The following is a 15,736-nucleotide window of genomic DNA, read 5'->3' as shown; positions in this document are numbered from 1 at the left end:
ACAAGTGGCTTATCAGATTAAAAATATTACTGTTCCATCTAATAAGAGAGAAAATATAAATGATAAAATAATTCACCTAATTGATAACGGTTTGACTGAAAAATATGGAATAACGGAACAAAACATTTTTGATACATATACAGGTAATGGTGGCCTACACGGATTGAACTTTTCGGATTACCATAATTTTCATGAATATACTGAGGCCAAGAAGGATCTGGAGGTGGGGCAATTCTTTACGCCTCATCTTCTATCTAAATTCCTCATTGACTGTCTAAAGCCTTCCAGAGATGATCTGTTTGCAGATATTACTTGTGGAATGGGTAACTTTTTTAACTGGTTACCGAATCATAATAATGTATACGGGAATGAACTTGATATCAAGGCATTTAAAGTAGCTAAGCACCTTTACCCTGATGTTAACATGTCGCATGACGATATTAGAAATTATGAGCCACAAATCAAGTTTGACATTGTATTGGGAAATCCTCCTTTTAACTTGAAATGGTCATATAACAATGTAGAATACTTAAGTCAATTATATTACTGTTTAAAATCTTATGAACTACTTAAACCTTCAGGGATACTTGCTTTGATTGTCCCTGTCTCATTTATAGTTGATGATTTTTCAGATGCTGGAATGATCAAGACATTAAATGAAAAATTCAACTTCATCTATCAAACTGAATTACCTTCCAACTCTTTTGAGAATGTTGGAGTAAACAATTTTCGAACTAAGATTGTTTTTTTTCAAAAGAAGAGTCAATACATTTCAAATAATAGACCCTATGAAAGTACTATTTCATCAATTCAAAACATAAGCGAAACTACTAGTGATTGCATTTATAAGTCATACATAGAACCAATTGTGAAAGAGAAGGAGAAGATTAAGCAAAAGGTTTTGTTAGAATCATTAAGAAGCGGAAGCGATGATAGTAATTATCAGGATGAGGTGAAAAAATTATTATTTGATATTAAGCGTAATTCCAAAATCAGGAACAAATATGCTAAGTGCTTAGAAAAAGTTAATCAGTTAGCGAAACAAAGACAACCTGAATCAATGAAGTACGATGAATGGGTAAAAGTGAGACTAACACCAAACAAAGTATTGTCATATCTAAAACGTATAATTAAGAATCAACATATAAAAGAGATGGATGAAATTGAACTTGTTAAAACAGCGTCAGGATTAAAATATAAAGCCTATTCTCACAAAACGAAATTGCAACTATCTAAAATGGAGAAAGTAAAAGAAGCATCGTTTGTAGATATGATTCTCAATGAGGACTACCCTTTTGAAGAACGGAAATTTAAGAAACTACAACAAAGAAAAATTAATGCTTACAAGAAACAAGCAGAGCCATTTAAAACAATGTCGCAAGATAAATATATCTCTAAATGGCTAAATGAATATGAACTAAACGACTCTCTAAATGACCGTGTAATCAAGTTTAATAGTATACAATGTGATGATATGGGAAGGATGCTACAAAAGCGATATGGGCTTTTACAGTGGGATTGTGGAGGCGGTAAATCTCTTGCAGCCGTTGCCTATTCTCAGTATCACTTACAGCACAACAATGTGAGAAATATGTTTATAGTTGCTCCAGCTATTGCAATTACGGGCACTTTTGAAACTATACTTACAAGTTATGGTATTCCATTTGTTAAAGTAGACTCTTTGCAAAGTATCTCATCTATTAAACCATCTGACATAGTACTAGTAACGTTTAATATGGTTACTAAGTATCAGAGACAGATTAAGAAGTTTATCCGCTTAAGTGGGCGTAAAATAGGTCTAGTGCTTGATGAAAGTGACAGCATAGCCACCATGACAAGTAAAAGAACGAAGGCCACTTTGAACGTATTTAAAAATGCAAAATACAAACTATTAACAACTGGTACAAGTGTCAGAAATTCAATAGGTGAGGCTTTTCCACAATTTCAGTTGCTTTATAATTCCTCGGTTAATTTTTTGAATCGATGTGAAGAAATATATGTAGAAGACAAGAAGACTAAGGAACTAAAAACAGAATTAAATGTACACTATCTGAAACCCTATCCTCAGTATCACAAGGGGCAGAAGTTATTTAAAGAAAGTCATATACCCGAAAAAATAACTGTGTTTGGAGTATCACAGGCTACGCAGCACATATATAATTCGGATGTACTAAAAGCTTTAATTGATTCAACGATTATTACTAGAACATTTGAAGAAATTACAGGAAGATCAATTGCTAACATTTTTCAAGATACATGCAGTTTCAACAATCACGAATATGATTTATATAAAAAGATTATAGAAGAGTTTTATGAAATGGCGAGAAGCGTAAATAGGACAGGTAACAGCAGAAAAGATAGAATGTTAGAAATATTACAACAGTTAAATATGCTTATCAGAAGTTGCAGCGCTCCGCACCTTTTTAAGGAATATAGAGGTAGCGGATACTCCTCTAAGTTTAAGAATGTATTTAACAAACTTGAGAAATGGAACAATGAACCAGTTGTAATCGGATGTAGATTTAAAAAGACAGTATATAGTTATGCGAGACATATTAAAGAGATATTCCCAGAACGAAAACTATTTATTGTCACTGGTGAGGATATGAGTCTGAAGCAGAGGAAAGAAATGATAATTGAAATGAAAAAATGTATCAACCCTATTATGGTTTGTACTCAACAATCAATGTCTAGCAGTATAAGCATCAATTACGTAAACAAAATCATTGTTCCAGAATTGGCGTGGAATGGGGCAAGTCTGCACCAGTTTACAGCTAGGTTTGTGCGTTTTGATTCAGAATCGGACAATAAAGAAATACACTATATAACTTATGAAAATAGCATAGAAAGTAATCTACTAAAGTTAATTTTAAGTAAGGAAAAGTTGAATCTGTTTATGAAAAATGATGATGTAAACGATGATGAATTATATGAGCGGTTTGGTGTCGATTTCGATATTTTGAACATGGTAATGACAAAGGAAAAAGACCAACACGGATACACACGTTTAAAATGGGGACAACAGGAGGTGATTTAATTTATAAAATACAAAGATAATACTAGACAACAATGTAACTAGGTGTTATGATTACATTATCAAGTTAACAAATAAGGAGACGATACATATGTTTAAATTATTCAAAGGAATCAAAGAAGCGAAAGCACAGAAAGAAGCGGCTCGAATCGAGGCAATCAATGTTCGACTCGCGGAAGAACGTGCCAATCATGAACGCCTCTGTGCAGAGTTCGCAGCAAAAGAAACTGCTCGACTAGATGCAATGCGCAAGGAAAGTAGCGAAAAGTGGAAGCAGCGCTTCCGTGAAGAGTGTGAACTTCAAGGCAAACAAGTACCGGCGTACATGAAATGATATAATAATCTTTACAAGGAGGGGTTTACTTGGAAAAGACTAAGTTCGATGGTCTATATGAGTACATGGGTTTCGTTATTTACAATGGTGGATCTAAGCATGAATGGGATGTGGAGCCCATCCATTGGAATATTAAGGCTGTTGAACGATTTAAAAGCCAGTCGGACAGCCATCAGACGTTGGCTAAAGCAAAGAAGTGGATTAAAGAAAATGCGGATTTAATCAAAGAGAGAGACTACTTATAAGTTAATTATGAGTAGTATTAAACACTAAAATAATACTTTACAATAATAAAAATAGAGATTATAATTACATTAACAAGTTAAGCAATACATAAACAACGTATTCGAACGAGAAACTTTGTACCGTAATTAAATGAATTACTCATTTCATAAGGATAATGGAGGAATAATAATGCTTATCAAAAAGAAAGATGTTGTAGTTGGTCAGGTATATGAAGATGGATCATCTTTTCAGGCTTATTCGATAAACTGGGGTACTGGAGAGAAGAATTTTATTGGCAACTTCGATACATTTGATCTAGGAAAGAAATCGGTACTCAAATATAAGAGGGGAAATTGCTAATATGCAATGTCCTAATTGCAAAATAAAAATGAAAATCAAAACGGATAATGATTTAAATGAAAAATACTTTGATTGTGAATCTTGTGGTTACAATATATTGCAGTCACTAACAAAAGTGAAAATAAGTAAAGAAACATTGGAATTGATTAAATATTCTTGATAAATGAGTGATTTCACTTAGAAATAAGGGGATAAAATATGATTGATAAATTCAAGACAGTAATACGACCTGATAATTTTAAAGTTCAGCCATCCAAGGCGCTCGATGAATTACTGAGTTTAGAAGCGGAATATGGAATTAACACAACGGATGTATTGAGTGAGACCAATACATCAATCCCAGAACGAATTGTAGAATTGTGGATCAACACTTTAGATACATATGTTTTGTTTGATGGATGTTTAACAAATCTTAATCATATAAGCAAATAATGGGGGAATAAAAGATGGACTTCGAACTTAATCAAGTGGTTAATTTTAAAAGTAAAACATATGCCGTACATGCTGACATGGAAACTTATATCTGGCTAATTGATGATAAAGGTGAATTGCTTAGGGTTGATGCATGGGGCAAACAAGCAATTAAAATGAGTGACATTGAAGCAACTTTCGATCACATCAACGGTTACATGGTTCCTTGTTTTAATTAGAGTTGAATGTTTTACGGAAGATGATTTTCTAATAAAATTCTTGCTTTACTTAGATTCAATTGTATGAATATCCGAAATCAAAAGTATAACACTCGCAATTGATGATATTTAAATACAGAATATCGTATAATTATAAATTCATAATGAATGGAGTATGAAAATAATGAAGATTGATAAATTTGTTAAACAAGTCACTAAGAAACTTGATGCTGAAGGGGTGAAATACGAAGTAATTGGGGATGAACATTCATTTGCAATCTCTCCTACATGTACAATACATACAAATAACTGCACAATTGAGATCAATAAAAATCGGATCACAGTTAACGAAAAGGCTGCTGATGACATTGAAGATATGATTGATTTAATTTTAGAAGTCGAGTATTACAGTGTTTAATGAATACTTATCTAAATGAAATGCTTATTTGACCAATTTTTTTTGAATAACAATTAAAATATATTTTAAGGAGGTGGACACATGACGCTCAAAGAAAGAACACAAAAAGTTATTGATGATTATGGAATTAAGAAGTCATTCATTGCAAAGAAACTAGGAATTAGTAATTCTTTGTTTTCATTGTTCATCAACGGGAAACAGCCTTTGCAAAAGGCAGAGATTTTGAAGCTCGAAGATTTGATTTCTATTTACAAACATTAAAATAATATCGGAGGTTTTAAAAATGAATGAAGCATTACAGTTGGATCATGATCAGTTTATTGAAAACAAGAATACAAACTTTAGAGAACAATACATAAACAAGGTTAGCATGCTTGATAAAGTTAAGAAGGTAATACTTCTTCCCGATGGAGAAAGCATGACTGTGAAAATGGCTTCAGAATTTTATGAGGTAGACTACAGCGTTGTAGCACAGATACTTTCTAGACATAATGCTGAATTTAAGAAAGACAATGTGAGGACAATTTCAAGTAAGCAAGAGGGTTTTGACACCTTGTCAAAAGCCTTGTCACCGGGGCAACACATTGTTAAACTGCTAACCAAGAAGGCCGTATTAAGAATTGGGATGCTTTTGAGAGATAGCAAAGTTGCTATCAAGGTACGTGATTACTTACTTCAAGTGGAAGAGGAAGCACCACAAGAGATTAAAACTGAAATCCTTGGAAATTGGACTGACAATGACTTGTACGTTCTTAATCAAACGGTCAATGAAGAAGTGGGAAAAGGTAAGACAAAAATGAATGCAATAAGGATAGCAGCAGGAAAATTAAACAGAAATGCAAATAATGTTCAACAGAAGTATTATCAAATTAAAAGGAAATATGGTTCTCTACAGGACTATATAGTTAAACATAATGTGATTTATCTGGAACCTTCATACGAAAGTCTCACGCCTTCGGAGAACAATTCGACACAACAGCACTCTGACGTAGTTTTGGCTTTAACAACTCATCTAGAGACTGTCTTGAGAGATGTTAAAATAGAATCTAATCTTATGTCTCAAATCAATGAGTTAAGATTAGAAGTTAACGATTTAAAGAATCAACTTAAGTTGAAAGAAGTTCTACTTGAAGGAAAAGATGCTCAACTGAACAACAAAACCAAGTTAAATAGTAAACTAAAAAAAGAAAAGTCCGATTTAGAACATAAACTGAGATTCATTTCCCAGATCCTTAACAGTAGCAAAGTAGTTGATAATACTCATACTGAAATTCAAGACACGAAGAAGTATGTGATAAAAAATGGTGTCATAGAGACCAAATAAAACCAGTCTTTCATGTCGCTTAAACTAACCACATTGTCTTTGTTTGGGGTATGCTCTATACTTGTCATACAATTGTTATAGGAGATGATATCTTTGGGAAGCAAAATTAAATATGAATTCACTAACGAATCTGATTACTTTGTAGTATTGGGAAACTTCAATAAAGTTATTTCAAGCTGGGAAACAAAGAATGAAGCAATTATTGCAATAGATAAGGAAAGTAAACTAAACAATGATAAAGACGTTTTCCCCGAAGATCCAACTCTGAATAATACTATTTGGGCAGATATTTCACTTGTGGAACCGGGAGAAACTATTCAGGGTACTTTATATGGGCACATTCAAACTCCTGAAAGTATTGAACAACGTGAACTCAGCTCACCATCACGGATGTGGGCAGATCCAAGTTTCCTTTATCAAGATTAAGAGTGATCGATCACATATAGACTAAGAGTCCTGATGGGGCTCTTTTTTGTTCGCAAACAAGACTTTTATCATCATTAACACTAAAATAATACTTGCATATGTATATTTATTGTTGTATAATTATCATTAGATAGAGATGATAATACATAGAGAGGTGTTAGGATTGAGTGCAAGAGATCTACTGAAAAGTCTCAAGGAAGATTATCTAATGAATGACAACTTAAACTGGGAAGAAAGAATAAATCTGAAGAAAAGGATCAGAACAATTGAAGACAGATTGGGTATTCCATTGAACTTTAGGTTCATGAGATAATATTATATGGAGGCGATAACGATGGAAATTGTGAGTTTTCTTATTTTTTCTAAAGACTACGGGTTGGTAAGTGTCAAACATGAATTAGTACATATGAAAGAAATTGTCGAAAAAATTGAATGGGCGAAGGTGGAAGTTTGGAAAAATGGTCAGCGCCAAAATGTTGTGCTGTCTGATGTATATTCTATTGATGAGTTAATGGGTTTTGCTAGTTTCTATGTATCTGAATGAAATTTTAATATCATTACGATTACAAATTTAGATGAAGGAGGCATTGAGGATTATAAATTTTTCTGAAGCCAAAGAATGCAAAGATTGTAAAGAGGAAAAACTTTTGAATGAATTTTACTCGCAAAAGAAATACTCAAAAAGAAGAGGAAACTGGATTTATTATGATCCGGTTTGTAAAGTCTGTAGGATTAATAGGCAGGTTGATTGGCAAGGGGGAAATAGAGAATACTACCTGACGAAGATGAAATATTATAATTCAAATTTATCAGATAAGAGTATTTCGACCATCAAGGAAAGTAACAAAAAAAGAAAAGCAGCGGGAAAAGAAAAAGATTGGCAGAGGAAAAATCCTGATAAATTAAAGCTCTATAGTTCCAAGAAGCATAAACATGAAATAACAAAAGAAGAATGGGAAGCTTGCTTAGATTATTTTGAATGGTCTTGTGCATATTGTGGATTTGATTATTTTGTGCATCTTAACAATTTTGGACAGCAGTTACATAAAGATCACGTTAATCACGATGGTAATAATTTTATTGACAACTGTGCTCCAGCTTGTAGAGAGTGTAATTCAAGTAAACATGATAGAGATTTTATTGAATGGTACAATCCCTTGAATAAGATATTTACTTTAGAAAGACTGGAAAGAATCATCAACTGGGTCAAATCAGATTGGATGACATCCACAGAATGAATCTTTACGAAATGTTACTTTGATAAAGAATGGAGATGCATGAATGAAGGATATGGAAGCACACGATAGGAACTCTGTGATTAACGATTGCTATGTAGACACCTATAACAGAGTACCGTCTGAAGATACTATTAAGAATATTCACGAACAGTTGCCCAGTGACATCAAGCACTTAGCAGCCGAATGGGGATGGTTTGACACCGAAGTAAGTGAAAAGGTGCTGGTTTGGATTAGAAATAAAAAATCAATTTAAAGTACTTGTACATAAAGAAGAGGAGTCTGCATATTTAAGCAGCTCCTTTTTTATTTCTTTTTGATTATTGAGTATATGGAGAGGATTAAAAGAATTAGTGCGCAAGTCAAAACAAAATATACATACTCAATTAAATCTGTAAGAACATATAACAGGTAAGCTATGAGAGCCAAACAATTACCTACAAGCCAAATTAACGTGCTCCTATTCATCTTCTTTAATCATGGACATTATCTCATTAACGTCAATATCTAACTCAATGCAGATCTTTTCGATATTTTCAATCGATATGTATATAGCTTCACCATTGATAATCTTACTTATCGTCACATGACGAACGCCTGTGCGTCTTGATAGCTCCCTAGCTGAAATATCTTTGCTATCAAGTAAGTTTCCTAAATGAATCTTCAATCTACGAGAAACCATAGAGAATCCCCCTTTATACAAATTCAGTTGACAACAGACAGTATTTGGTTTAAATTAATATGTGTGTTACCGTTTGGGTAACAGAAAATAGGCATAACAAAAGCACCCTCATTATAGAGAGTGCTTAACTAGCAGTTGATTAAACTGAACTGTTAAGTATCATGAAGCACAAAAGTTAAATGACCTCCAAGGCAGCAAAGTAAAACATACATAAGGAGATTCATCTATGACAATAGAATCATTGTTTGATCTCTTAGAGATCAGCGAAAAGGCTACAATATTAAAATCAAACATCCTGACAATACTGAAGACTCATGAAGTGATTGATGAGTTTTATTTGCGTCTAGATGATGATTATTCAGAGCTGAATATCCATAGAGTATTGTATCAATTCAGAAAATTATATCAAAGTAATTCTATTGTAACTGATACAATATATCAAGAGTTTCAAGAAAATCCCGTAAAAACTTTGAGCGATCTATTTAACGAATCTATAACAGCTTCTCATGTGGAACAGATGAAGCTATACGGGGTTATATTTAGCGATCTGTTCATTTTGTGGAGTGAGAATAAAACAATTAGATTTGGAGTGGTGTTGGGTATACTAGCGAAAGTTTGATACCCTGCTTAAAACACAAAGATAATATTGACAATATATATAGTCAGATGTATAATTTGGGTATGAAGCAGAGGAAACAATGTGCTGGAAAGTTAATTACATAAAGATAATATGAAACAACGATTTCATTTTGAAATGGAGGATTGAAGTTGATATTTAAACTTATTGAGGAACTGGATACTGACACCGACATTGACTGGTGGAATAGTAATAGGGAGAGAGTGAATACAGTCATTAGAGTATTTAATGATTGGCAAACCATTCACAGATTTGATCAATGGGAAGGTAAAGTAGTAATTGCTAAAGCTGAAGCTTGTGAGCGCTATGGGGAACAATATGATTTTTCTCGTTGGCAATACGAAATACTTGGAGAGATTAAAGAGTTTGTAAGAAATAATATAGATGATTCTGAGTAACTACAGTTTTCATTTAGAAGAGGGAGATGAATAATAAATGCTGAAACACTTGAAAGAAAGCAAGTGTCCAGTTTGCGGAGATTCTACAGTTGTTGGTGAAGAAATTGAAAGAGACATATTAAGTAAGACAATAAGGATACATACCAATGGCCAACGGTGGGAAACAAGAACGTTCTTGTGCGGTCAGGCTATCAATTGGATTCCGAATTTCTCAAAATCAGAACTGGATGAGTACTACACTTGCAAAAACAATCCTGAGTATAGACTGAAACTAGAAAAACGTAAGGTAGCTGTGGCAAGAGTACGGAGTTTTATTGATTCACTCAATGATGTAGACGATGAATACAAAACTCATCTTAAAAATGGCAGAGGTTATTCGTGTTAATAAATTTAAGTGAATGCAGGATTTCACTTTCACCTGGTAAAACGAAATAAAAAGCGGATTTTCGATTGTAGTTACAATACTCCACAATGAGTTCCGCTTGATAATGTACGATTGAATTACTTGTAAATATGATGAGTCGACATTTGCTTTACTATGCCATCTTGAAAGAGAATATAAGTTCCTCCGTAATACCAGTGATCAATTATTATATCGCCAGCCATCTTTCGATTAATTGAATCAGGGTCACCTAGTAGACGCTGGACTTCTATTTGGCTCATGCCATGTCCAATTTGGTTTCCAGGGGGTGGAGGGCTTCTGAACCCTTGCTCAACTACTTTGGCAAAATTATTAATCGGTTCTTCGAAATCAGAACTCAAATGAAGTTTTCCGGTTGGTTCTCTTAGAGAATCGACGGAAGAGTATTCATATTCACCATTTGAAGTCTTTACAATTATATCTGACTGATTAGAAATCCCTAACTTTAGACTGCCCTCCCAAAGATTATGAACGTTCAAGAGGCGTTCTCTTTGACTGTCATAATCATTCATTAACGGCTTTAAAAAATCCCACTTCTCTTTAAGACTAAGTACATCAAAGTCTTTATTGAGAGTAAGTATGAATGTGTTTAAATAATCACCTTCTAATCTATATTCTTCAAAGTAATTAATTGCTGGCGTTAGATTCAGATTAACATAAGCATCAAGTTCATTCTCAAACGAATTTTCTAGTTTATTTATTTTGTATTCTGAATATAGTGATGATGAAATTAATGTTATACAACCTAAAATTAAAATGATGCCAAGTATGTTTTTCTTTTTTACCACATTGATCCCCCAGATTATGTATTTATAAAAGATTCTAACAGATTTAATTTTGTCTGTTAAGTTTTTATAAATAAACTGATAAAACAGTTATTTTACAAGGAGATGAAGCCAATGTTTCAAATTGTAGAAATAGAAAAATGTGAAGTTTGTAATACTTTAAAAGTCAAAGGTTATAAAGAAGGAGTGACTGATAATATTGGTATAGGAGTCAGTCATAGGACTAGAGAATTCTGTCTGGAGTGTTTCGATAAAAATACATTCACTAACAGTAATGGCTTCACTTTTTTACGTCTTAAAAATAATCTTTATTGTTACAAACCTTATCAGTATTTGGATTTTGGATTTCGTCCTGTTCGCTCAGAACGAGAGATAGATCGAGCGTTCAATCCAGAGAAGTATGAATTTGAAATGTGGCTAAGTCGTTATGAAAGTTGAATTTCAAATAGAAGGGAAGACACGAAGATGAATATCGATGAAAAGACAATTTATACTATTGTTGATAAAGCGCAGAAGTATGATCAGCTATTGAAACTTCAAGGTAAGCCAGTTCTTCACTGTTCGTTTTGTGGGAAGAGTCAAAATGAGGTTTTTAAGTTGGTTACTGGATCAAATGTATACATATGTGATGAGTGCGTAGATATATGTAACGAGATTTTAGAAGAGGGAGACGATAACGATGGGGCTACTGAAGGAGCTACTAGAGATGAGTCATGAAGATTTAATGGAGCTACTCGATCAAAAACTCAAAGAAAATATAAAAGATCATGAAGAGGCAGTTAAAATAGGATCTCTTGGAGTCTCACCAATTTACATGAGTAGATATATTGAAGCTGTTGAGAAGATTAGAGCATATGAGAACAAACAAAGATAGGAGAATATACATACAGCTATGGCTATGAGTAAACAAGAAAAAGATCTACGTACAGAAGAGAGAAGGAGTAAGAAGTGGAATGAAACACATAAAATAATTAATTATATTAATCATAAAAAATGCAATAGATGCAACACATATCTCCCATCAACTAAAGAATTTTTCTATCAAAATAAAGGTAATCAAATTGATGGGCTAAATCCTTGTTGTGTTAGCTGTGCAAATTTAAAACAAATGAAATGGCACTGGGAAAATAGAGATTACTATCTGAAGCGTAAAAGGAAGTATAATAAACATCAAAGAAACACGAGTGAAAAATGGAGACAGTCTGAGAGAGAACATGCAAAACAACAAAGACTAGACGGTTATTATTTAAGCTGGCAGAGAAAGAATCCAGACAAATCTCGATACTATAGAGGCAAAAGAGAGAATAAAAAACACGAAATAACACCTAAAGAGTGGGATGAATGCCGACAATATTTCAATTTCAGATGTGCGTATTGCGGAAAGACATGGGAGCAAAATAAATTAGAAACTAAGAAAGATTTACATAAAGATCATTTAATCAATGATGGGCGTAATGATTTGAAAAATTGTGTTCCTGCTTGTGCAATTTGCAACTCCAGTAAGGGTGAGCTTTCATTTAATAATTGGTATAACGTTGATACACATAGTTCGTTTCTATATGAAAGATATTATAAAATTTATTTATGGATTAGATATGACTACGCTAAATACATAAAAAGGAAAAGGAAACTCCCTAAGAAAGATTAATTTTACCCAGAAGATCATTCAGTGTTAGAATAATTATGTAGACAACTTAGAACTTACTGGATGGTGGACATCATGGATAATATTCTCATCAAATGTTCAAAGAGCTCTTGTAGCAACTATAGGAGCAATGATACTGAATCAGATCTGTGCTTAGTATGCGAAGAACGTAGGTTGGTCTCTTTAGAGAAAAAGTTATCTAAAACCCCTAAACGAAATGCTCCAGTCAAGAAGGTGAAGGTGGCTATGTTCAAGTCTAAAGAGGATCTAACTAAGTACGATTACAATGTTTGCATTTTGAAAAGTTGTAGAAAGAAAGTTTTTATGAGAGACAGATGTAAGAAGCATTATATAGAGTTTATAAAAACACAATAATAAATACACTATAATTAAAGATGCCTAAAAAGCATCTCTTTTTTATTTAAAAGACAAAGATAATACTTTACAATTCAATAAATATGATGTACAATAAGATTATCAAATAGAAGAGGTGATCACAATGTACCAAGTGGTTGTCATTGAGAAAATTTTTGGTAAGATTACTGAGAATACATATGGATTTCCAACTGAAGAGCAGCGAGACATGTTTAAGGAATTGTGCGAAGATGATGATGTCATTATTATTACACGGGAGCAAGTTGCAGTTTGAATGATACTATAATTTTATAGGGAGTTGAAATGTGATGGAATTGATCTTTAGAGAAAAAGTAATTTTGTATAATCTGATTAGCGAAAGATACCATGAATTAAAAAGTATGCCTGAGACAAGAGACGATAATTCATTTCAGGAAATTGAAGATATGTACATAAAATTTGGTGCTCATTTAGAAAAAGAGTACGGTAAAGATTGGTGGAAGTAAAATGATCCTTTCATGAGGGAGTAGAAAATAGAATGGAAAAACGTATCAGAATTAATCTAATGATTATGAGAACAGAAAAACAGAATACGCTCCTTAAATTGAATGACCATTTGAACAGCGTTCGTAATAAGATAGAAAGTTTGCAAAGTAAAGTAGACAACAGTGAAGTTTTATATGAATCTGATGGGCTTCAAGGCAATGCAGTTTTTATCGATACATGCATTAGTAAATTAATTGTATATGATAGAGCCATAGCTCAGTATAAGGAGCTTCTAAGTGAGTAATTTGTAGTAAATGAAATGAATATTTCATAAGAAAATGAAACTGTAAATAAAACGGAGAACTCAGAAGAGGGAATGAGTAATGATGTATCTAAAACCATACTCAGGAATCAAAGGATTCTATAAGATTTTTGTGGATAGCATCCGCACTGAAATTGGAACAATTCACTATAAAATTAAAGATGGCACTCTATTTATATCTAACCTCGAAATTTATGAGGAGTATGAAAAAAAGGGATATGGTAGAACAGTGATTAAAAATCTAAAATCAATTAAAAATATAAGTATCCTAACTGGAGAAGCAATTGATTCATCTAAACGATTCTGGTTAAAAATTGGTGCGATATTTATTGAAGACACTAATAGTTTTGTGATCTTAGGATAAGATTTGAGAGTGCGTAAATAGATTATTTCATAAGGAGATGACATATGAAAAGAGAATTGAATGTATCGATCAAATTCTCAAATGCAGAAGAGGATTGGGTAGTAAATGTATGGGATAGCGGCTCTGGCTTTAGGATTCCAGAATTAGAGGAGTATTATCTTGATAAAGAATCATGTTATGGATATGTCAATAGCTTGAAAAATAATCCTAAATATATAGTTTCATTTAATGAATGAAATAGCACAGGTTTTGGTAAAAGGATTCTTTCATCTTAATGGGGGAGGGAAGCAATGGACTACCTTAAGATCTTATCATCAAAGTACAATATGACAGAAAAGTGGACAAGACAAGGTGTTACCGTTTTGAAGAGTAGTGATTTATATATTCAACTAATTGAGCCATATCACAGGACAGACTTTCAGTATTGTTTAAGAGCTGACTTTCCAGAGACGTTTGATAGATGGGGTGTGGCGCTACTCGAAGAGGAATTCGTAAACGATGGGGGCTTCTTGCAAGTATTAGAGGCACTTGATACTTTTTTTAAAAGATAAAATAATAATAATTCATGATGTTTTGTCAAAAGGCATGAGGTCGGAATAAAAGAAGTATTTCGAAGGGAGTTGAATTTAATCAATGTGTCAGTGCAATCCCTCAATTAAAACTCCTTGGTGTGGAAAAGGCAATTGTATTCCATCCAAAGAACAAACAGAAAAAATGAATGCTGCCATAAAGAAGTCGAATGAAATTATGAATAGGCTGATGAAATAAGTCTTTCTAAGGAAATTATTAAATACAAAAATAATATATAATAATAAAGGAGATAATAAAATGAACACATACAATATCATCGTAAACAATGAGGTAATCGAAACAGTAGAAGAACAAGGGCGCTGTAAAAATACTATTGCTCACATCCTCATGGACAGAGTGTACTCTCTGACCATGGATCTAAAACAAGCTGTAGATGTGCGTATCGCTCAGACAGGGGAGGCTTACTACTACAGTGTATAAACGAGGCAAACGTCTTCCAGACGGATCTATGTGGGTACAAGACCATGATGGTAGGTGGATGAGCTTAAAAGAGGCTGCTGAAATATATAGCAGAGATCATAATACATATTCGAAGGCGAGAGGGTAACCCTCCGTCTTTTTTTATTACACAAAGATAATATTGACATATTATTATATATTGTGGTAAGATTGAGTTAGTTAAAAGAGATAAAGTACTGTAACGAGCAACGCCGTGATGGAACATAATTACATAAACTTAACATGAGGTGAACCTATATGATAGTCCCTGTAATTGATACTGCGACAAATGAAGTTAAAACCGTAAATGTTTCTGATATTTTCTATGTTACTAGAGGTGGAATAAATGGATCGGTTCTTAAAGTGACTACAGAGGAAAATGATTATCAGATGTTAAGCAACTCTGAATTGATCAGACACTTAAACGTAAAGGGATATTTTGTGAAATCGGATAGAGCCACTTACGTCAATCCAATCAAAGTAAAGAGACTGAACAACATTTCAATGTCTGCTGAATTTGAAAACGGGAAACAGGCACCCGTGTCGAAGTTGGGATTTAAAGCTATAGACGTACTATTGAACAATTCCAAGTAGTGTATATTTCATTGCTACTATATAATAAAAGTAT

29 protein-coding genes and 1 pseudogene are annotated in these 15,736 nt (G+C 33.1%); 28 read left to right on the top strand and 2 right to left on the bottom strand.

Going from position 1 to position 15,736, the window contains the following annotated elements:
* Nucleotides 1-4 precede the first annotated feature (4 nt).
* From DFQ00_RS05000 to DFQ00_RS04945, 13 genes are all read left to right on the top strand, one after another.
* Nucleotides 5-3,037, top strand: coding sequence for an N-6 DNA methylase (locus DFQ00_RS05000; RefSeq protein WP_110894768.1), 3,033 nt, complete (start codon nucleotides 5-7; stop codon nucleotides 3,035-3,037).
* Nucleotides 3,038-3,125: 88 nt separating this feature from the next.
* On the top strand, nucleotides 3,126-3,368 hold the full coding sequence (locus DFQ00_RS04995; protein ID WP_110894766.1) for a hypothetical protein: 243 nt from the start codon (nucleotides 3,126-3,128) through the stop codon (nucleotides 3,366-3,368).
* 29 nt (nucleotides 3,369-3,397) lie between these two features.
* Nucleotides 3,398-3,613: a hypothetical protein gene (locus DFQ00_RS04990; RefSeq protein WP_110894764.1), complete on the top strand. Its 216-nt coding sequence runs from the start codon at nucleotides 3,398-3,400 to the stop codon at nucleotides 3,611-3,613.
* A gap of 169 nt (nucleotides 3,614-3,782) precedes the next feature.
* Nucleotides 3,783-3,953, top strand: coding sequence for a hypothetical protein (locus DFQ00_RS29050; RefSeq protein WP_167433606.1), 171 nt, complete (start codon nucleotides 3,783-3,785; stop codon nucleotides 3,951-3,953).
* A gap of 198 nt (nucleotides 3,954-4,151) precedes the next feature.
* Nucleotides 4,152-4,385 carry a hypothetical protein gene (locus tag DFQ00_RS04985; RefSeq protein ID WP_110894762.1) on the top strand — a complete coding sequence of 78 codons (234 nt, stop codon included), beginning with the start codon at nucleotides 4,152-4,154 and terminating at the stop codon, nucleotides 4,383-4,385.
* Nucleotides 4,386-4,399: 14 nt separating this feature from the next.
* Complete coding sequence (locus DFQ00_RS04980; RefSeq protein ID WP_110894760.1) at nucleotides 4,400-4,603, top strand: hypothetical protein; 204 nt, start codon at nucleotides 4,400-4,402, stop codon at nucleotides 4,601-4,603.
* A gap of 163 nt (nucleotides 4,604-4,766) precedes the next feature.
* The gene (locus DFQ00_RS04975) at nucleotides 4,767-5,000 is read left to right on the top strand and encodes a hypothetical protein (RefSeq protein WP_110894758.1); all 234 of its coding nucleotides are present in this window, start codon (nucleotides 4,767-4,769) and stop codon (nucleotides 4,998-5,000) included.
* Nucleotides 5,001-5,081: 81 nt separating this feature from the next.
* Nucleotides 5,082-5,261, top strand: a complete 180-nt coding sequence (locus DFQ00_RS04970) for a hypothetical protein (protein ID WP_110894756.1) — start codon at nucleotides 5,082-5,084, stop codon at nucleotides 5,259-5,261.
* A 22-nt stretch (nucleotides 5,262-5,283) separates the two neighbouring features.
* Entirely contained in the window at nucleotides 5,284-6,324 is a 1,041-nt protein-coding gene (locus DFQ00_RS04965; RefSeq protein ID WP_110894754.1) for a hypothetical protein, read from the top strand.
* A 93-nt stretch (nucleotides 6,325-6,417) separates the two neighbouring features.
* Nucleotides 6,418-6,750: a hypothetical protein gene (locus tag DFQ00_RS04960; RefSeq protein WP_110894752.1), complete on the top strand. Its 333-nt coding sequence runs from the start codon at nucleotides 6,418-6,420 to the stop codon at nucleotides 6,748-6,750.
* A 334-nt stretch (nucleotides 6,751-7,084) separates the two neighbouring features.
* Entirely contained in the window at nucleotides 7,085-7,294 is a 210-nt protein-coding gene (locus DFQ00_RS04955; RefSeq protein ID WP_110894750.1) for a hypothetical protein, read from the top strand.
* 31 nt (nucleotides 7,295-7,325) lie between these two features.
* Nucleotides 7,326-7,988 carry an HNH endonuclease signature motif containing protein gene (locus tag DFQ00_RS04950; RefSeq protein WP_110894748.1) on the top strand — a complete coding sequence of 221 codons (663 nt, stop codon included), beginning with the start codon at nucleotides 7,326-7,328 and terminating at the stop codon, nucleotides 7,986-7,988.
* Nucleotides 7,989-8,031: 43 nt separating this feature from the next.
* Nucleotides 8,032-8,241 (top strand): hypothetical protein, encoded by a 210-nt coding sequence (locus tag DFQ00_RS04945; protein WP_110894746.1) that lies wholly within the window; start codon nucleotides 8,032-8,034, stop codon nucleotides 8,239-8,241.
* A 204-nt stretch (nucleotides 8,242-8,445) separates the two neighbouring features.
* On the opposite strand, the gene DFQ00_RS04940 is transcribed toward DFQ00_RS04945, so the two are convergent.
* Entirely contained in the window at nucleotides 8,446-8,667 is a 222-nt protein-coding gene (locus DFQ00_RS04940; protein ID WP_110894744.1) for a helix-turn-helix domain-containing protein, read from the bottom strand.
* 226 nt (nucleotides 8,668-8,893) lie between these two features.
* Here DFQ00_RS04940 and DFQ00_RS04935 point away from each other — a divergent pair, with 226 nt between their 5' ends.
* The 3 genes from DFQ00_RS04935 to DFQ00_RS04925 all read left to right on the top strand — a co-directional run bounded on the left by DFQ00_RS04935 (nucleotide 8,894) and on the right by DFQ00_RS04925 (nucleotide 10,087).
* Nucleotides 8,894-9,286 (top strand): hypothetical protein, encoded by a 393-nt coding sequence (locus DFQ00_RS04935; protein ID WP_110894742.1) that lies wholly within the window; start codon nucleotides 8,894-8,896, stop codon nucleotides 9,284-9,286.
* Between the two features lie 149 nt (nucleotides 9,287-9,435).
* Nucleotides 9,436-9,702, top strand: coding sequence for a hypothetical protein (locus tag DFQ00_RS04930; RefSeq protein WP_110894740.1), 267 nt, complete (start codon nucleotides 9,436-9,438; stop codon nucleotides 9,700-9,702).
* 37 nt (nucleotides 9,703-9,739) lie between these two features.
* Entirely contained in the window at nucleotides 9,740-10,087 is a 348-nt protein-coding gene (locus DFQ00_RS04925) for a hypothetical protein (protein ID WP_110894738.1), read from the top strand.
* 116 nt (nucleotides 10,088-10,203) lie between these two features.
* Here the strand turns inward: DFQ00_RS04925 and DFQ00_RS04920 are convergent, their stop codons facing one another.
* Complete coding sequence (locus DFQ00_RS04920) at nucleotides 10,204-10,911, bottom strand: hypothetical protein (RefSeq protein ID WP_110894737.1); 708 nt, start codon at nucleotides 10,909-10,911, stop codon at nucleotides 10,204-10,206.
* 111 nt (nucleotides 10,912-11,022) lie between these two features.
* On the opposite strand from DFQ00_RS04920, the gene DFQ00_RS04915 reads away from it, so the two are divergent.
* The 12 genes and pseudogenes from DFQ00_RS04915 to DFQ00_RS04870 all read left to right on the top strand — a co-directional run bounded on the left by DFQ00_RS04915 (nucleotide 11,023) and on the right by DFQ00_RS04870 (nucleotide 15,702).
* Nucleotides 11,023-11,346 (top strand): hypothetical protein, encoded by a 324-nt coding sequence (locus DFQ00_RS04915; RefSeq protein ID WP_110894735.1) that lies wholly within the window; start codon nucleotides 11,023-11,025, stop codon nucleotides 11,344-11,346.
* Nucleotides 11,347-11,436: 90 nt separating this feature from the next.
* Nucleotides 11,437-11,574, top strand: a pseudogene (locus DFQ00_RS29755) (ClpX C4-type zinc finger protein); the annotation flags it as partial.
* A 40-nt stretch (nucleotides 11,575-11,614) separates the two neighbouring features.
* Nucleotides 11,615-11,782 (top strand): hypothetical protein, encoded by a 168-nt coding sequence (locus DFQ00_RS29045; protein WP_167433605.1) that lies wholly within the window; start codon nucleotides 11,615-11,617, stop codon nucleotides 11,780-11,782.
* A gap of 18 nt (nucleotides 11,783-11,800) precedes the next feature.
* Complete coding sequence (locus tag DFQ00_RS04905) at nucleotides 11,801-12,556, top strand: HNH endonuclease (RefSeq protein WP_110894731.1); 756 nt, start codon at nucleotides 11,801-11,803, stop codon at nucleotides 12,554-12,556.
* A 496-nt stretch (nucleotides 12,557-13,052) separates the two neighbouring features.
* Nucleotides 13,053-13,202 (top strand): hypothetical protein, encoded by a 150-nt coding sequence (locus tag DFQ00_RS29040; RefSeq protein WP_167433604.1) that lies wholly within the window; start codon nucleotides 13,053-13,055, stop codon nucleotides 13,200-13,202.
* 34 nt (nucleotides 13,203-13,236) lie between these two features.
* Nucleotides 13,237-13,413, top strand: a complete 177-nt coding sequence (locus tag DFQ00_RS29035; protein WP_167433603.1) for a hypothetical protein — start codon at nucleotides 13,237-13,239, stop codon at nucleotides 13,411-13,413.
* 32 nt (nucleotides 13,414-13,445) lie between these two features.
* Nucleotides 13,446-13,697: a hypothetical protein gene (locus DFQ00_RS04895; protein WP_110894727.1), complete on the top strand. Its 252-nt coding sequence runs from the start codon at nucleotides 13,446-13,448 to the stop codon at nucleotides 13,695-13,697.
* Between the two features lie 79 nt (nucleotides 13,698-13,776).
* A complete protein-coding gene (locus tag DFQ00_RS04890) occupies nucleotides 13,777-14,079 on the top strand; it encodes a GNAT family protein (RefSeq protein ID WP_110894725.1) in 303 nt (100 codons plus the stop codon).
* 44 nt (nucleotides 14,080-14,123) lie between these two features.
* Nucleotides 14,124-14,315, top strand: a complete 192-nt coding sequence (locus tag DFQ00_RS04885; RefSeq protein WP_110894723.1) for a hypothetical protein — start codon at nucleotides 14,124-14,126, stop codon at nucleotides 14,313-14,315.
* A gap of 54 nt (nucleotides 14,316-14,369) precedes the next feature.
* Nucleotides 14,370-14,630, top strand: a complete 261-nt coding sequence (locus tag DFQ00_RS04880; RefSeq protein ID WP_110894721.1) for a hypothetical protein — start codon at nucleotides 14,370-14,372, stop codon at nucleotides 14,628-14,630.
* 277 nt (nucleotides 14,631-14,907) lie between these two features.
* On the top strand, nucleotides 14,908-15,090 hold the full coding sequence (locus tag DFQ00_RS04875) for a hypothetical protein (RefSeq protein WP_110894719.1): 183 nt from the start codon (nucleotides 14,908-14,910) through the stop codon (nucleotides 15,088-15,090).
* A 276-nt stretch (nucleotides 15,091-15,366) separates the two neighbouring features.
* Nucleotides 15,367-15,702 carry a LytTR family transcriptional regulator DNA-binding domain-containing protein gene (locus DFQ00_RS04870; protein ID WP_110894717.1) on the top strand — a complete coding sequence of 112 codons (336 nt, stop codon included), beginning with the start codon at nucleotides 15,367-15,369 and terminating at the stop codon, nucleotides 15,700-15,702.
* The last annotated feature ends 34 nt before the right edge of the window (nucleotides 15,703-15,736 follow it).

The sequence above is a fragment of the Paenibacillus barcinonensis genome, from assembly GCF_003217495.1.
Taxonomy (GTDB): Bacteria; Bacillota; Bacilli; order Paenibacillales; family Paenibacillaceae; genus Paenibacillus; species Paenibacillus barcinonensis.
This window is presented reverse-complemented; position numbering and strand designations above follow the sequence as displayed.

Excerpts from the sequence above, each read along its gene's own strand:
- DFQ00_RS04995 (WP_110894766.1), top strand. The coding sequence starts at position 3,126 with ATGTTTAAATTATTCAAAGGAATCAAAGAAGCGAAAGCACAGAAAGAA.
- DFQ00_RS29050 (WP_167433606.1), top strand. The coding sequence starts at position 3,783 with ATGCTTATCAAAAAGAAAGATGTTGTAGTTGGTCAGGTATATGAAGAT.
- DFQ00_RS04985 (WP_110894762.1), top strand. The coding sequence starts at position 4,152 with ATGATTGATAAATTCAAGACAGTAATACGACCTGATAATTTTAAAGTT.
- DFQ00_RS04980 (WP_110894760.1), top strand. The coding sequence starts at position 4,400 with ATGGACTTCGAACTTAATCAAGTGGTTAATTTTAAAAGTAAAACATAT.
- DFQ00_RS04975 (WP_110894758.1), top strand. The coding sequence starts at position 4,767 with ATGAAGATTGATAAATTTGTTAAACAAGTCACTAAGAAACTTGATGCT.
- DFQ00_RS04970 (WP_110894756.1), top strand. The coding sequence starts at position 5,082 with ATGACGCTCAAAGAAAGAACACAAAAAGTTATTGATGATTATGGAATT.
- DFQ00_RS04965 (WP_110894754.1), top strand. The coding sequence starts at position 5,284 with ATGAATGAAGCATTACAGTTGGATCATGATCAGTTTATTGAAAACAAG.
- DFQ00_RS04955 (WP_110894750.1), top strand. The coding sequence starts at position 7,085 with ATGGAAATTGTGAGTTTTCTTATTTTTTCTAAAGACTACGGGTTGGTA.
- DFQ00_RS04950 (WP_110894748.1), top strand. The coding sequence starts at position 7,326 with ATGAAGGAGGCATTGAGGATTATAAATTTTTCTGAAGCCAAAGAATGC.
- DFQ00_RS04945 (WP_110894746.1), top strand. The coding sequence starts at position 8,032 with ATGAAGGATATGGAAGCACACGATAGGAACTCTGTGATTAACGATTGC.
- DFQ00_RS04940 (WP_110894744.1), bottom strand. The coding sequence starts at position 8,667 with ATGGTTTCTCGTAGATTGAAGATTCATTTAGGAAACTTACTTGATAGC.
- DFQ00_RS04935 (WP_110894742.1), top strand. The coding sequence starts at position 8,894 with ATGACAATAGAATCATTGTTTGATCTCTTAGAGATCAGCGAAAAGGCT.
- DFQ00_RS04925 (WP_110894738.1), top strand. The coding sequence starts at position 9,740 with ATGCTGAAACACTTGAAAGAAAGCAAGTGTCCAGTTTGCGGAGATTCT.
- DFQ00_RS04915 (WP_110894735.1), top strand. The coding sequence starts at position 11,023 with ATGTTTCAAATTGTAGAAATAGAAAAATGTGAAGTTTGTAATACTTTA.
- DFQ00_RS29045 (WP_167433605.1), top strand. The coding sequence starts at position 11,615 with ATGAGTCATGAAGATTTAATGGAGCTACTCGATCAAAAACTCAAAGAA.
- DFQ00_RS04905 (WP_110894731.1), top strand. The coding sequence starts at position 11,801 with ATGGCTATGAGTAAACAAGAAAAAGATCTACGTACAGAAGAGAGAAGG.
- DFQ00_RS29040 (WP_167433604.1), top strand. The coding sequence starts at position 13,053 with ATGTACCAAGTGGTTGTCATTGAGAAAATTTTTGGTAAGATTACTGAG.
- DFQ00_RS29035 (WP_167433603.1), top strand. The coding sequence starts at position 13,237 with ATGGAATTGATCTTTAGAGAAAAAGTAATTTTGTATAATCTGATTAGC.
- DFQ00_RS04895 (WP_110894727.1), top strand. The coding sequence starts at position 13,446 with ATGGAAAAACGTATCAGAATTAATCTAATGATTATGAGAACAGAAAAA.
- DFQ00_RS04890 (WP_110894725.1), top strand. The coding sequence starts at position 13,777 with ATGATGTATCTAAAACCATACTCAGGAATCAAAGGATTCTATAAGATT.
- DFQ00_RS04885 (WP_110894723.1), top strand. The coding sequence starts at position 14,124 with ATGAAAAGAGAATTGAATGTATCGATCAAATTCTCAAATGCAGAAGAG.
- DFQ00_RS04880 (WP_110894721.1), top strand. The coding sequence starts at position 14,370 with ATGGACTACCTTAAGATCTTATCATCAAAGTACAATATGACAGAAAAG.
- DFQ00_RS04875 (WP_110894719.1), top strand. The coding sequence starts at position 14,908 with ATGAACACATACAATATCATCGTAAACAATGAGGTAATCGAAACAGTA.
- DFQ00_RS04870 (WP_110894717.1), top strand. The coding sequence starts at position 15,367 with ATGATAGTCCCTGTAATTGATACTGCGACAAATGAAGTTAAAACCGTA.